Below are 14,881 nucleotides of genomic sequence, written 5' to 3' on the forward strand. Positions count from 1 at the left end.
TAATCCTTAAAGAGTGAACATGAGCCAAACGAATGACATCAAAGGAATAGGACAAAGAACCGCAAGCAAAACGCTACGCGATGAAGGAGCTAACAGGGTTAGCGAATGTAACAACGAGTTGTTCATGTAAAAATCACCTTATACAAGCAGTGGAACGTAGCTGGTCCGGTCCGTGGGGTCATTCACATATCCATGTGACGGCTTGTATTGGCTAAGCACCGGCTTAAAACCGGAAAAGAAGTATAAACAGTTAAGTGAGACTTTCATCACATTTTTCAACGCAAACGATCGCGCGGTCAAGGATTAAACAAAACGCAGTGTTTATCGTCATTTTCGTTCTTCAAAAACTGTAAACAATCTGTATAAGGTTGAATTTGGAATGTTAAGTCCTTAAGCGTATGAGCGTAACCTCTCGGTTAATTCTGTGTGATTATTACCACTTTTCTGTGTTCTCCCTCATTTACTATGACTTCAAGATTCATCTTAAGTTTAGATGCGTATATACTTTGCATTATCTCCCCCATTCATTATCTATAAAACGAGAAGAGCTGATTAGATATAACAGCCATTGAGACTAAGAGAGGAAACACGTGAAGAAAATGGAAGCTCCGCACGACATGAACAATGGAGCTAGATTCAAAACAAATAGACACGGCTATGTGACAGTAGTTGAGTATTATAACACCTATACTGTTATTGTTGCGTTTGAAAACACCGGAAATATCCGCGCTATCAGTGCGGCGAAATTACGTACAGGTCAGTTAACCGATCGCTCTGTCGCACCTGAATCAATTATGATTGGTGAAAAGGTTGAATCCGTTAAGCATGGCATATTAACTATTACCCAAGTTGAATCTGAAAATATTGTGGTTCTGACCAATATCAATAATGAAGAAATTAGAATGTTATTGCCTGCCGTACAGAAAATGAAAGATAAAACCGAAGAAATAGATGGTGAAAATGTTACCTCGCCAAAACCGACTTCTCTTAGCCAACTAACTAAAAGAAATAAAAAGACCAAAGACGTTAATAGCATGCTTAAGAAAATGCTTACCGACTACGGTCGATACGATTAATTCTCTATTTTCTTCAACAGACCCTCTATATATTTACATTCCAATAGACAAATACATCCCCCCCAACCTTTCTCAATAGATACGTTGCATATTCGTGTGAAAAGTTAAATTTGATCAAAGTCTCACTCTGGATTTTTACCACACACAAGCGAGATCTCCGTCACAATATCATTTTAGCTTTGTGATGGAGGTCTTGTTGAAATCTCAATATTTCCATTACTATGCTCCCACACAATAAGAGAACGCAGTTTCTCAACCCCTAAAATCCAATTGAGACAAATATTATGAAAAAGATTCTTGTAGTTTGCGGTAACGGCCTTGGTACTTCACTAATGATGGAAATGGCAGTGAAAGAAGTGGCTAAAAAAATCGGTTTCGAAGCGGAAGTTGATCACGAAGATCTATCATCTGCTGCATCAAGTAATGCGGATATTTGGGTAGCAGCGACAGACGTTGCAAACCAACTGAAAGAAGGCGGAAAAGAGAACATAATCAGCCTTAAAAATATTTTTGACAAAGCATCAATCGAAGAACAACTAAAAACTTTCATGTAAGGTCAAAATTATGCAGAACTTTTTCGAATTCATGCTCGGCTTATTAAAAGAGCCAGCAATCATGGTAGGCTTAATTGCTTTCATTGGCCTTGTTGCACAGAAAGCTGATATTTCCACCATTCTAAAAGGCACAATTAAAACCGTAATGGGTTTCCTAATTTTAGGTTTTGGTGCTGGCGCTCTTGTTGGCGCACTAAATAACTTCTCAGTTGTATTTACTGAAGCATTCGGCGTAAGTGGTGTTATTCCAAATAACGAAGCAATTGTTGCATTAGCACAAGAAGCATTCGGTTATGAAATGGCTCTAATTATGTTCTTCGCATTCGTTGTGAATATTTTATTGGCTCGTATTACTCCTTTAAAATATATTTTCTTAACGGGTCACCACACAATGTTCATGTCTATGCTAGTAGCGGTAATTCTGTCTACAGCAAACATTGAAGGCACAGTTCTAGTCGCAATCGGCTCTATCATTGTGGGTACATTAATGGTTGTGATGCCAGCGCTAGGCCAAAAGTACACTGAAAAAGTGATGGGTACTGATCAACTGGCTATTGGTCACTTCTCGACACTGTCTTACATCGTGTCTGGCTTCATTGGTAGCAAATTCGGTGACACATCAAAATCAACAGAAGACATCCAAGTTCCTAAAAGCTTAATGTTCCTGCGTGATACGCCAGTAGCCGTAGCAACAACAATGGCTATCTTCTTCATGCTTGCGTCTATTATTGCGGGCGGCGAGTTTGTAGAAACAGTATCAAGCGGTCAAAACTGGGTTGTATTTACCTTCATGCAATCTCTAATCTTTGCTGGTGGTGTTTACATCGTATTGCAAGGTGTGAAGATGCTAATTGCTGAAATCGTTCCTGCATTTAAAGGTATCTCTGACAAACTAGTACCAGGAGCAAAACCTGCTCTAGACTGCCCTATGGTATTCCCAGTAGCACCAAACGCGGTACTAATCGGTTTCCTTTGTTCTTTCGCGGCTGGCCTACTAGCAATGGCAGTTCAAGGTGCACTTGGTTGGACAATCATTGTAGCGGGTGTGGTTCCACACTTCTTCGTAGGTGGTGCGGCAGGTGTTTACGGTAACGCGACTGGCGGTCTACGTGGTGCAATTCTAGGTTCATTCACGCAAGGTCTGTGTATCTCTTTCCTACCAATGCTACTACTTCCAGTACTGGGTGGTCTTGGGCTTGAAGCAACAACATTTGCTGACTTCGACTTCGGTGTTGTTGGTCTGATTCTAGGATGGATTGTTTCATGAGCCTATTCGATTTAATCGGTAACCAAGGCGTTATCATCAACTCTGAAGAGAACCTAACGGTTGATGCTGCGATTGATTTAACCTGTTCAACACTGTTAGCAAGCAAGAAAATTGAAGCAAGCTATGTTGAAGCTATCAAGCAAAAGCACAAAGACATCGGCGCGTACTATGTTCTAGCACCAAAGATTGCGATGCCTCATGCTCGTCCTGAAGATGGTGTGAACGAAGCATCACTGCAGGTGACAGTATTCAAAAAGGGTGTTGATTTAGAGTCGGAAGACAACGGTGACGTTTACCTTTCAATCACTCTGGCAGCGATGGACTCAGATAGCCATATCCATACTATTATGGCGCTATCAGAGTTGTTCCAAAATGATGATGACATTGATGCCATTATCGCAGCGGAAACAGAGCAAGAGATCATCGAGATCTTAAAGCGATACTAGTTACGCTAAAAACTGTTACTCCAGAGAAAAGCTATCAGACCGAGCCCTGCTCGGTCTTTTTTTACGCGTTTCAAATGACGATGCACCAGATGAACAAAGAGACACCCGCCAAAGAGTTTTTCAACTCAGTACTTACCAATTAAGAGCTTTTCAACTCAGAACTTACCAACTGCGAGCTTCTCACCTAAAAGCAGCTCAACTCAATAATCGACAGACAAGAGCTCCAGGCTCCCTTAATGCATCCACGTTATAGCTAAGTACACGTCCGGCAGACGGCGCATGATAACGACGACATTCATTACCAAAAGCGTCGTATTGAATCGCCAAAAGATCATCTTGCTCTACGCTTTGTAAAAGCTCGACCTGAGGCAACACAAACCCACCAATATCAGCGCGGATAGACACTACATTATTGCCCTCTATCCAATCTATACTCGGCAGTGGTTTTTTGTCTCGTAAACCTTCAGCATCAAGCATCTCGTAGTAAGAAAGAATATTAAAAACACCATCTACGGCTCGTTGAATCATGTCAGGTTGAGTAAATTTCCCCATCCCGACTTCCACTGTAATGCTCGCAATTCCACTTCGATTCCAGACCGTTTCAAGAATACCCGGATCGCCGGGATCATTAAGAACACAATCGGGCTGCATTAACCTCGCCATCTCCAAACATTGCTCTACTCGGTAATCAGCAAACACATAAAGTGGATACACGGCGCCACGAGTTTGGGTATGCAGATCAACAGCAAATGTCGCGTTGTGTTTGAGTAAGCGATCCCACAGAGATGCGACGAATCGCTCCGCGGCTAAGCCGTGTGCATCCCCCGGAAAGAGTCGATTAAGGTTGGCAGGGCAAGAGCCCGGATCCGAAGAGATAAAATCGCGGCTGTGGTTAAGCAAGCCAGACAAATTCACAGTTGGTACAACTGTCACCGTGCCTTTTAATGTGTTGCCCACTAAATCTCGGATAATTTGCTGAGCAGCCAACACACCGTTTAGCTCATCACCGTGAATCCCGGCAGTGATCATCAACTTCGGGCCGTCTTGACTGCCTTTGAAAACAGAAACAGGCATGTTTTTAGGTTGTCCTAACCCATCACTGGTTACTTGAAACCAAAACTGATGCTCTCCAATCGGTAAGTCTTCAACATTTAAGGCGCCAATAACCTGCCTACCTTGTAAAACATCGCCTAAGTACTCTGTTTTCATCCAACGTCTCCATCTTGTTGAGCAAAATTTATTCTTTTCTAAGTTTTGGCATCATAGAGGATATCTTAATCAGTACAAACAGTTAATAAGATGAAGAAGCTCTAACCTCACCATAAGGTTCACCCATATCATTATCACCTCCCCCAAATAGAAACTTGAAAAAGTAACCGAATAAGGAAATACGAGTGGTATACCCATTCACAAACCACTCAGTTTCCTGAAATAAAAGTGCAATAAAATCAACACTTAAAAAGTTCCCTATTCACGAAAATGTAATTTTACAGAAATGAAAGCTTAATTTAGCTGCTCTAGATTAGTTTCATATCGAAACGGAGAGCGCATTGCTCACGGATTTTAAAATACAAGGTAAGTGATTATGAAAAAGGCAGTTCTAGCTTCTGCAGTGGTAGCGGCACTAGTTTCAGGTTCATCGTTAGCAGCAACGGTTTACAGCTCTGATGGTACAGAACTTAAAATTGGCGGTCGTGCAGAATTCCGTGGTGATTTCATTGGTTCCGGTGGTGCTGAAGTTGAAGGTTCAATGAAAGATAAAACTCGTTTCCGTTTAAACCTTGGTGGTAAAACAGAACTTACAAATACTGCAACGGCATTCGGTTTCTACGAAGCTGAGCAAGACACAGGTTCTGATAAGTTTGAAAACCGTTACATGTACGCAGGTGTTGATTTTGACGGTCAAGCCGTTTCTGCCGGTCGCCAAGATATGGCTTCAGTTATCGTATCTGACTTTACAGATATCACTGAGTTTTCTGGTGTGCAGCAAGCATTCGGTGCAGCTTCTGATAAAGAAGATGGCGTATTTGCATACCGTGGCGGTTTTGATGCTCTGCAACTAGAAGCCACTTACCAAACCAACAGCAAAAAAGACTCTGACGGCTACGGCATTTCTGGTGTTTACTCACTGCCAATGGGCTTAGATCTTGGCCTAGCCTACTCAGGTGAAGACCTAGGGGAAAATAAAGGTAGCGCAGACCAAATCCTTGCCGGCCTAGCGTATTCTCTAGACAACCTGTACTTAGCTGCGACTTATTCAACAGGCGACCTAGATGATAAAGCGACAGGCACCGATGCTAAGTCATTCACTGCTATGGAGTTCGCAGCGCAATACAAATTCACCAAGCAAGTATCTGCTGCAGTCGTATATACTTACCAGGAAGATGAAATCAACAGCGGAGCAAAAGTAGACGCTGTCGACGGTATTGAATTAGCCGGTTACTACAAACTAAACAGCAATTTCCGCACATACCTTTCTTACTACGTTAACGGTTTAGACGAAGTTAAAAATGCAAAAGGTATCGTGACAGCTGGTGAAGACACACTTCGCCTAGGTGTCCGCTACGATTTCTAATCTAAATCGACTTTAGATAGAGACTAGAAAGGTTGGGCGGTTGCTCAACCTTTTTTCATATTCAAATATTCTGACCAACTTCATCAATGCTTTTTCTGGTTAAGTGGTGCTAAATCCGTATCATAGGTGAACCACATCAAATAATTAGAAGCATCATGTCACAACACCATCCGATCCAAGGCGCTAGCTGGATGCTAACCGCAGGCTTAGCCTTTGCCGTTATTAATAGCCTGACTCAAGTCGCTAGCATTCATTTCGGACTTACTTCTACCACCGTTGCCGTCATTCAATACGCCATCGCGTTGTTCGCTATTCTTCCTTATCTGAAAACGCTGGGCATTCGCCGCGCGCTAAAAACCGACAACCTAAAGTTGCACGTATTCCGTGTCTTCTTGTCTGTTATTGGTATTCAACTTTGGATATGGGCATTGGCTTACCCAGTACCTATTTGGCAAGGCATTGCCCTTCTCATGACGTCGCCATTGTTTGCAACCATAGGCTCAGGACTTTTCCTCAAAGAGAAAGTTGGGGCAGCTCGCTGGGGCGCGACCTTAGCCGGCTTCGCTGGTGCTATGGTGATTCTAGAGCCGTGGGCAGAAGACTTTAACTGGGCAACACTGCTACCGGTTGGCGCAGCTTTCTTCTGGGCATGCTACTCACTCATGGTGAAAAAACTCTCTTCGCAAGACAGTCCTTCAACCATGGTGGCGTACTTGCTGCTATTGATCACACCATTTAACATCCTGCTTGCCGCGCCAGATTGGCAGACTCCAAGCGGCGGTACAATTTGGGCTATCTTGATTGTTATCGGTGTTATGACGGCACTCGCTCAATGGGCAATTGTAAAAGCCTATTCTGTTGCTGATGCTTCGTTTGTGCAACCTTTTGACCACGCAAAATTACCGTTAAATGTTCTAGCGGGTTGGATTGTATTTAGTTGGGTTCCACCGGGTCGTTTATGGCTAGGGGCTGCTATTATTATTGCGTCAGTTGCATTTATTACCCATTGGGAAACGAAAAAACCGGCGAAAATAAAGAAAGTTTAGGATCGATGAAATAAATAGTTCAACTGTCCGTTCTATATGGATAAGAGAATTCAAACGAGGCCGTAAGCATGAAGAAACCAGTCAAGATTACACTATACCGTTGGGCAGGCAGCTGGGGTCCATTTAAAGTTAACATCCCATGTGGAGAATGCACCCTTACCAAAGACATTCTTAAGGATACTTTTGAGAATGAGTTATCAGATGTCGATGTTGAACTGGAAGTGAAAGATTGGTTGTCTCACTGGTGGGAGCCTCTAAAACTTGGCTCTTGGCATGCTCCAATCCTTGTTGTTGAAGGCAAGGTTGTAAGCCAAGGCGAAGCGCTTAACCGCGGTGTGTTAGTTCAATCTGTGATTAAAGAGTGGACTAAACGAGACAGCCTAAAAGGCAACATTGTTTACGGAAAATCGACCTGCCCATTCTGCGTTAAGGCCAAGAAAATGCTTGATGAAGCGGGTGTTGAATACCAATACCACGATGTCGTAAAAGACAGCGCAGCTTTGTATCGTATGATTCCAGAGGTCAAAGCGCACATTGGTGAGAAAACACCAGTAACAGTTCCTCAGATTTGGCTTGATGGTAAATACATTGGTGGAGCTGACAACTTAGAAGCGTGGATGAAAGAGAACGGTTTAGATACCATCCCGAATAATGTTGTCGACCTATCCAACCAATCGACAGGCTGAATTCAGTAACAGTCATTAGTCAGAAGCTTTATCAGTGTTTTTTGTGTCCATCCACAACAAAACGAGCGATGACCTTCATTAATCGCTAAAACGCAAAAGGCCTTAAACTTAAATAAGTTTAAGGCCTTTTTAAAATCCGTTTTTGAAAATACTTATTTCGCCATTCTCTTCATCATTCGCTTAATGAATGATGCTTTTTTTGGCTTTGGCTTGCCATACAATGCTTCGTGCATCATGTTTTTTGCTACCATTTGACCAAGGTATGCGTGGCCTAGTTCGTAATTCATGCTTATCTCCGCACATAATCGATTTTCTTATGCGCGGATTCTACACTTAAATCGCTCAAAAACAAGATCCAAATCACACTTTCAATGTAATCTCACCATTAAGTTACAATTAAAATTTTCATTTAAACACCCATAAAAAAAGCAGCTCAAGAGAGCTGCTTTAAAAATAGTTTTTTAGAAACCTAATTGCTTAGAAATCAACCAACATGAAGAAATAACTTAGAAAACAAACAGTTAAGAAAACTAGCTACGCTTTGGCTGTCTGTAAGTTTTACCTGCAATTTGGTATGTGTCTTTTTGCTTTAATTCGAACATAGTTTCAAAGAACCAAGCTGCAAATTTGATTAAGTCATCGCCTTCATTCATCACATGTTCGATGTACTCTTGCTCTTCGCCTTGTTCATTTTCTTGAAGCGTCACGTGGTAAATACGCTTTTCGCCTTCAACTTCAGCTAGCGCAAATTGACCTGTTAGTGATCCAGCAGCCTCAGCGACTTCTGTATCCTCATCGGATTTCAATAACTCAAGTGCTTGAGGCAGGCCATCTAGTGCGCAGATAGCTTTTACCAGTACTTCAAATTCATTTTGCTGCATGTTTATTACCTATTAAATGGACGCAGGTATTGTAGAAAACCATCCATACAAATACAACGTATTAACGACTGTATGCTGAACTATAGCGAGCTAGCTGTTTAACTGGTCTGTACTTCAGCTGCTTAACTGTATTCAACTTCGGTAGCTGTGGCTTTCTTATTCATTCTCGTTGAAGACCAAAGTACTGTAGCCATGCAAGCACCAATAATCAGATAAAACACGCCGAGCTGTAGGTGAGTCGTCACCCAACTCTCGACTAGATATCCACCAAGTAAACCCGCCAAACACATCTGAATTGAACCTGACAGTGCCGACACCGCGCCCGCTTTCTTCTTATGAGGTTCTAATAGCATACTGATCGATAGAGGGAAGGAGATACCTTGAGCGATAGCTAACCACGTAAATGCCCACACTAAGTTAAAGATGGATAACTCATGAGTAAGTAACCAAGTCCCTGAAGCTAAAATGATCAAAATCGCAAGACTCATCAATTGTGGTGTACTAAACCTACGATTGAGCAAGTTCAAAGCCACGCTACCAATCAGTAAGCCAGCCGAAGGGACTATCATCAACGATCCGTATTCAGCGGCTGTCAGCCCCAATTGCTCTTGCATTAAGAATGGAAACAGTGATAGCGACACCAAACTCGCCATGTAACTCATCCAATTATAACTGGCACTGGTCAACACTTGGCGATTCGTCAACAAACGGCCATAGTTCTTGACCACTTGACTGACTTCAAAGCGGCTCTTTCCGTATGGTAAAGTTTCATGAAGAACAAAGTAGCCGAGAGTGAATATCGCCAGTAAATACACAAGAACAAACAGGAACACCGCCTGCCAACCGAGGTGGAATGAGATCCAACCACCAAACACGGGCGCAATAATCGGCATGATCGAAGCGGTGACCGAAATATAAGACAGCGCTTTGGTCAGTTGAAGGCCATCATAGCTGTCGCGCAGCACACTTCGCCCAAGAACCGAGGCACTACCCGCCCCTAGACCTTGCAACAAGCGACCAACCTCTAACGCCGTCATGTTGTCGGAAAAAACAACACAAACAACAGTACCAATCAAATAAACACCCTGACCTAACAAGAAGATAGGTCTTCTCCCCACGGCATCGGACATCGGCCCATAAAATAGCTGAGACAAGCCAAAACCCACAAGAAACAGCGTAACGAGCAGCTGTACATCTACCTGAGTCGCACTTAAGTCTGAAGCAATTAGCGGCAACGATGGTAAATAGATACTCACCCCTACCTGTCCTGTAGCTATGATCATCATGGCTAAGAGTAGCGGTGTTTTTTTAAAGGTCGATTGGCTCAAAAAATTCCCTATTCGTTTGTTATTTGTTCATCAGATGAGTTTACATTCAAAACCAATAATTGATAATTAGCTAAATTGGAATTTAATTAAGTCCCAACAGGAAATAATATGGATTGGATTCTTAACGTAAAAAGTTATGTAAAAGTGGTGGAAGAAGGCAGCTTCAATGGCGCAGCACGTAAACTCAATACCACCAGCTCAGCGATCAGCAAAAGAGTGAACTGGTTAGAAGAACGTATCGGCACTCAACTATTAAAGCGCACCACGCGCTCAATCAGCCAAACCGAAGCGGGAGCTCTCTTTTATCTGCGAGCCAAGGATCAGCTCGATAATTGGCAATCGATTATTGATGAAACTCGATCGGTTAACCAAACGCCTGCGGGCCTGCTAAAGATTGGCGCAACCATCGCTGTTGGTTCTAAGTTTCTCGTGCAATACATGGACGACTTCTTAGAAAAGTATCCAGACATTAAAGTACAGCTTATCACCACCACGCCAGGTCAATTACCTGAGCTTGGCTTGGACCTGGTGATCAGTCGTGAACTGGAACAACTCAACTCGTTAAGCTTCAAGAAAACACCACTGTTTGAACACAAAGCCAGCTTTTATGCCGCTCCCAGTTACTTGGCTAAACATGGTTATCCCATCAACGAGCAAGACTTAGAACAACACAACTCCTTAATATGGGGAGAGCGTCCTATTCGTGAAGTCACGCTAACTAAAGGACAACGCATCACTTTGAACGGTAACTTTGCGACCACCAATCCTGAGGCTTTGTTTCATGCCGCGAAGCGAGGAATGGGCGTACTGTTAACCATCAAAGCAATGATCAAAGAGGATCTTAAACAAGGGACACTGGTTCCAGTATTACCAAATATAACAGCCGACGAAGTGATGGTTTACGCGTACTACCCTAAGCTTGACTACTCACATACACGAACCAAGCTATTTTTAGACCACCTAAAAGATAGGCTAGACAAAGAAAGAAATAGTCAAATTTTGTGAAATATATCGCACTAAATTTGAAAAATCACACAACACGGTCGATAATAAACTAGACGCATATAAAAATTATTAATGCAAGTTGCATTGTTAATATTTAAGACGGTGCTGCTACAAGATCGTATACACAAGATCATACACATACAGCTTACACACGATTCTGGTTGGCTACGGATGGTGACTATGACTCAACATACACGCAATAGCATGATAGACACAGAGCGCATTGGGCGCTTACTCAAATTGGAAGGTATCGACCTTTTAGAGTCTGCCGTGCTTACTTTGCATCAAACCTTCGGTACTCAATACACCAGTATCATTGAGAAAAAGCACTTCCCCGATCAAATGGTTCCTTTGGTCATTGCCCATTCTGACCATGTACTGCATGACAAAATAAACGCACGCCATGGTCACATATACCAACAAGCCGTTAATCAAAAACACCCAGATTGCTCATTTGCTCAGTATATCGTTCAGTCACTCCCAACATCAGCATTTAGACAGGAAATCACCTCACAGAACTCAATCGCTATCCCAGCACGCAGTCAAAGTGGCGAAGTCATGGGTGTGCTTTTCTCAACCTTTAGTTCTCCTATGAGTACAGATCAACAACAAGACGTGATAAAACACCACCAGTTGTTCGCAGATATCGTCATTCACACCTTGCGTGAAATGTGGTTCAACGACCGTTCTGAGCAACTGGTTAATCAACTCAGCTACGAAGTATCACACGATAGTCTAACTGGGCTATTAAACCGTAGCTGCTTATCAGACACCTTGGAATCGATCACTCAGCAGAGTGTCACTCCCTTCACGCTCGCTCTGCTCGACATCAATAGCTTCAAAGCCATCAATGATATGCACGGTAATTATATTGGCGATAAGGTACTTCAGTTCGTTGCAGAGACCTTGCGCCGAACCTTGCCCGACAACAACCTGACGTTCCGGACGGCTGGCAATGAGTTCGCATTCATTACCTATCATTCAGACCCAATAGCTGTTTGCGAACAAATTCTGGATAAGATAAAGCAAGGTTACACTAGTATTGATATCAAAATCGATTTCGACGTCAGCATCGGCATTGCCCGGTCAGGTGGAGACAATAAAGACGTAGAACAAATCATCTTCAACACCAGTTTGGCGCTAAAAGAGTGCCAGCATAGTCAAGATACATACATTCAATGTTACGACACTCACCTAAGGGTTCGTTACCAAAGGAAAACCGAGTTAATCGCCGCCTTACGAAGTGAACTTGATAGCCCCATATCAGACAGTCAGGCACCTAATGACAATGGAATGTACGTGGTTGTACAACCAATCGTTGATCACATTGATACACGATGGGATTACTTCGAGGTGTTAACTCGTTGGAAAACCACAAGACATGGCGACATCTCGCCAGTGGAGTTCATTCAGGTAGCGGAAGAATCGGGGTTGATCGTGGAACTGGGTGAACGGATCATCGAATTGGTATGCCGCGCTAAAACAAGATTGGAGCGAGGCTTAGGCTACAAAGTTAAGCTTGGAATAAACTGCTCCGCTCACGAGCTTACCGATTCTAAGCGTTATATTTCCTATCTTACTCGAACGATTGAACAGCATCACTTTAAAGCAAACGAGTTTGTCATTGAGCTAACCGAAACCGTGCTGTTATCTCCAACTCAAGAAACAAAGTCAGCACTCGACTTTCTAAGGGGACAAGGGTTCACGATCGCTCTAGATGATTTCGGTACTGGTTACTCAAGCTTAAATTACATTCATAGCTACCCTATCGATTGTATTAAAATTGATGCCACCTTTATTCGAAACTTGCTGACAAACTCAACATCCGAAAGTGTTGTGTGGTTGATTGTTCAACTGGCACACAGACTCAATGTGTCATTGGTTGCGGAAGGCGTAGAGAAGCGTGAGCAATTAGAAAAGCTGCACGCAATGGGGTGTGACAAAATTCAAGGATACCTCAACTCTCCACCTATGCGACCAGAAGCTATCGTTAGCTACGTCACTCACTCAGAACCTCTAGCCTAAACGCCGTTTACTACCTCAACCTAAAATCAAAAAGCCGCGAGCGTATCACTAAACATTTAAGTATTTAGTTCTGCACTCACGGCTTTAAAGGCTACATCATTACTCGCAACCATCTAGCTAACGGTTACCTTGACGACATATAGTCAGCTGCTAGCTATTATTCGATTGTTTTTCTAGAGCTTTCTTTAATAGCTTGTCGGCTTCATCTCTAGCGGCTACGAATGTCGCTTTTTCCTTTTTAGGTACGGAATCGGCCATCGGAATATTTGCTTTCATTGCATTGACAGGACGACCACGTTCGATCAATTCGTAATGTAAGTGCGCCCCCGTCACTCGGCCCGTTTTACCTGATAAACCAATACGCTGACCACGAGATACCGTTTGCCCTTTACGAACGAGGATCTTACTCAAGTGTAGGTAGCGTGTTTTGTATGTGCTGCCATGCTGAATCACCACATAGTTACCCGCATATGGGTGCTTACGAGTCATGATCACTTTACCATCACCTGTTGCTTGAACGGGTGTGCCAATTGGCGTCGCGAAATCTGTGCCGTTATGCGGAGAGACTCGCCCAGTCACAGGGTGTAAGCGCTTAGGATTAAACTGAGAACTTTGACGCCAACCACGGCTCACAGGGTAACGTTGGAAAGCGCGTTGTAAGCTATCGCCATTGGCATCGTAATATTGTCCGTCAGTGTGTAAGTACGCTGAAACAACACGGTTACGGTTCATGATCTTGATGGCTTCTATTTCACGTTTCCCGGTTGCGACACCATCAACGAATTGCGCTTTTTGAAGCACTTCAAACTGATCACCCGCACGTAAGTCTCGGCTGAAATTCAGCTTATCTTTAAGAAGAGTCACAATATGGTCAATCTCAATACTGTTCAGGCCAACTTTGTTCGCTGACATAGAGAAACTGCCATGGATATCGCCCACTAAAGGCTTTTGCTTCCATTCACCCGGAATAGAAATGTCTTCGAATTCGTAGCTGCCGTCATCAAGCAGTCGATAAACCACTTTGTCCGCGACACTAAATTGAAGTTCCATTTTTGAAAGGTTGCCCGTCGCTTCGTCACGCCAAAAGCGTAATGTATTACCCGGACGAAGCGTGTCTAACGCAAGGAAGTTCAAATCGGTTTCCATCACGCTCATCATCGAGTTATAAGAAAACCCAAGCTGAGTGAAAATGCTACTTAAGTTATCGCCTGATTGAATTTGATATTCAAACGTCGGTGGCTCGATAACGGTAGCAGAAGGAGGTGACAGAATTGACTCAATAACGGTTGAGTCTGGCAAATCAAGATCGATCGTTTTCGTCAGATTTGATGGTGAATATTGCAAAGCAACACTTATCACTGCAATAAGTGGCAGACCTAAAATTGCTGCTTTTTTTACAGGTGAAAGCTCAGCAAACGGAGAGGAAAATATTTTTGAATACACGGTAAACAGGTCTTTCTACGATATAAAAGCACAGGATATGCTTTTCAGGCGTATAAATCATCATTGCATTGTCATAATATGATGTGAATCTGCGCAATCTCGGCTAAGTCATTGAGTTACCGTTAATGAAATAGGCACAACTCAAAAAATTAATGAACCAACGATTTAGACATTAAAAAGCAGAAACATCTCGTTCCTGCTTTTTAATTCATGCTATTTCAACTAAGCGTTAACTGTCGATACCAAGCAATTATCTTCACCAAATTCATTCGGGATATAACGATCAGCATTCGCATCGTTCACCCATTGTTGATCATCAACTAGGTAGCGAAATTGAAACTCACCATCTTTCGGAAGACGAGTTTTAAACTTGTAAACCTTCCCTTTCGCCAGTTTTTTCATTGGGGTCGCTTTCCAATCCAGAAAGTCGGCAACGATAGATACGGAATTAGCTTCTTGAGCTTCTAGCTCGAAAGTCACTTCAACTTCATCTTTCGTCTTAAAAAAACGTTTATTAATCATTCGCAAGCTCCATTTGTAAAGTAAGCA

At 42.8% G+C, this 14,881-nt stretch carries 15 protein-coding genes; 9 read left to right on the forward strand and 6 right to left on the reverse strand.

Annotation, left to right across the window (positions count from 1 at the left end; translation table 11 throughout):
* The first annotated feature begins 599 nt into the window (after positions 1-599).
* The 4 genes from MED222_RS17720 (at position 600) to MED222_RS17705 (ending at position 3,343) form a co-directional block, all read left to right on the forward strand.
* Complete coding sequence (locus tag MED222_RS17720) at positions 600-1,076, forward strand: hypothetical protein (RefSeq protein WP_009845706.1); 477 nt, start codon at positions 600-602, stop codon at positions 1,074-1,076.
* Positions 1,077-1,360: 284 nt separating this feature from the next.
* Entirely contained in the window at positions 1,361-1,630 is a 270-nt protein-coding gene (locus MED222_RS17715; RefSeq protein WP_009845707.1) for a PTS sugar transporter subunit IIB, read from the forward strand.
* A 10-nt stretch (positions 1,631-1,640) separates the two neighbouring features.
* Positions 1,641-2,897 carry a PTS ascorbate transporter subunit IIC gene (locus MED222_RS17710; protein WP_009845708.1) on the forward strand — a complete coding sequence of 419 codons (1,257 nt, stop codon included), beginning with the start codon at positions 1,641-1,643 and terminating at the stop codon, positions 2,895-2,897.
* Positions 2,894-3,343, forward strand: coding sequence for a PTS sugar transporter subunit IIA (locus MED222_RS17705; protein WP_009845709.1), 450 nt, complete (start codon positions 2,894-2,896; stop codon positions 3,341-3,343). Before MED222_RS17710 ends, MED222_RS17705 begins: the two co-directional genes overlap by 4 nt.
* A 195-nt stretch (positions 3,344-3,538) precedes the next feature.
* Here the strand turns inward: MED222_RS17705 and MED222_RS17700 are convergent, their stop codons facing one another.
* Positions 3,539-4,552, reverse strand: coding sequence for a succinylglutamate desuccinylase/aspartoacylase family protein (locus tag MED222_RS17700; RefSeq protein WP_009845710.1), 1,014 nt, complete (start codon positions 4,550-4,552; stop codon positions 3,539-3,541).
* A 376-nt stretch (positions 4,553-4,928) separates the two neighbouring features.
* On the opposite strand from MED222_RS17700, the gene MED222_RS17695 reads away from it, so the two are divergent.
* The 3 genes from MED222_RS17695 to MED222_RS17685 all read left to right on the forward strand — a co-directional run bounded on the left by MED222_RS17695 (position 4,929) and on the right by MED222_RS17685 (position 7,650).
* Positions 4,929-5,918, forward strand: coding sequence for a porin (locus MED222_RS17695; protein WP_009845711.1), 990 nt, complete (start codon positions 4,929-4,931; stop codon positions 5,916-5,918).
* Between the two features lie 155 nt (positions 5,919-6,073).
* Entirely contained in the window at positions 6,074-6,964 is an 891-nt protein-coding gene (locus MED222_RS17690; protein WP_009845712.1) for a DMT family transporter, read from the forward strand.
* 68 nt (positions 6,965-7,032) lie between these two features.
* The gene (locus MED222_RS17685) at positions 7,033-7,650 is read left to right on the forward strand and encodes a glutaredoxin domain-containing protein (protein ID WP_009845713.1); all 618 of its coding nucleotides are present in this window, start codon (positions 7,033-7,035) and stop codon (positions 7,648-7,650) included.
* Positions 7,651-7,802: 152 nt separating this feature from the next.
* Here MED222_RS17685 and MED222_RS22715 read toward each other — a convergent pair whose 3' ends face one another.
* The 3 genes from MED222_RS22715 to MED222_RS17675 form a co-directional block, all read right to left on the reverse strand.
* Positions 7,803-7,937 carry a hypothetical protein gene (locus MED222_RS22715; RefSeq protein ID WP_009845714.1) on the reverse strand — a complete coding sequence of 45 codons (135 nt, stop codon included), beginning with the start codon at positions 7,935-7,937 and terminating at the stop codon, positions 7,803-7,805.
* Positions 7,938-8,180: 243 nt separating this feature from the next.
* Positions 8,181-8,531 (reverse strand): hypothetical protein, encoded by a 351-nt coding sequence (locus MED222_RS17680; RefSeq protein ID WP_009845715.1) that lies wholly within the window; start codon positions 8,529-8,531, stop codon positions 8,181-8,183.
* A gap of 122 nt (positions 8,532-8,653) precedes the next feature.
* On the reverse strand, positions 8,654-9,859 hold the full coding sequence (locus MED222_RS17675; protein WP_009845716.1) for a multidrug effflux MFS transporter: 1,206 nt from the start codon (positions 9,857-9,859) through the stop codon (positions 8,654-8,656).
* Between the two features lie 108 nt (positions 9,860-9,967).
* On the opposite strand from MED222_RS17675, the gene MED222_RS17670 reads away from it, so the two are divergent.
* The gene (locus MED222_RS17670) at positions 9,968-10,864 is read left to right on the forward strand and encodes a LysR family transcriptional regulator (RefSeq protein ID WP_009845717.1); all 897 of its coding nucleotides are present in this window, start codon (positions 9,968-9,970) and stop codon (positions 10,862-10,864) included.
* Between the two features lie 180 nt (positions 10,865-11,044).
* The gene (locus MED222_RS17665; protein ID WP_009845718.1) at positions 11,045-12,889 is read left to right on the forward strand and encodes a putative bifunctional diguanylate cyclase/phosphodiesterase; all 1,845 of its coding nucleotides are present in this window, start codon (positions 11,045-11,047) and stop codon (positions 12,887-12,889) included.
* Between the two features lie 150 nt (positions 12,890-13,039).
* Here the strand turns inward: MED222_RS17665 and MED222_RS17660 are convergent, their stop codons facing one another.
* Positions 13,040-14,332 (reverse strand): peptidoglycan DD-metalloendopeptidase family protein, encoded by a 1,293-nt coding sequence (locus tag MED222_RS17660; protein WP_009845719.1) that lies wholly within the window; start codon positions 14,330-14,332, stop codon positions 13,040-13,042.
* Between the two features lie 222 nt (positions 14,333-14,554).
* Positions 14,555-14,854, reverse strand: a complete 300-nt coding sequence (locus MED222_RS17655; protein ID WP_009845720.1) for an isoamylase early set domain-containing protein — start codon at positions 14,852-14,854, stop codon at positions 14,555-14,557.
* Positions 14,855-14,881 lie beyond the last annotated feature (27 nt).

It is taken from the genome of Vibrio sp. MED222 (genome assembly GCF_000153005.1).
GTDB lineage: Bacteria > Pseudomonadota > Gammaproteobacteria > Enterobacterales > Vibrionaceae > Vibrio > Vibrio tasmaniensis_A.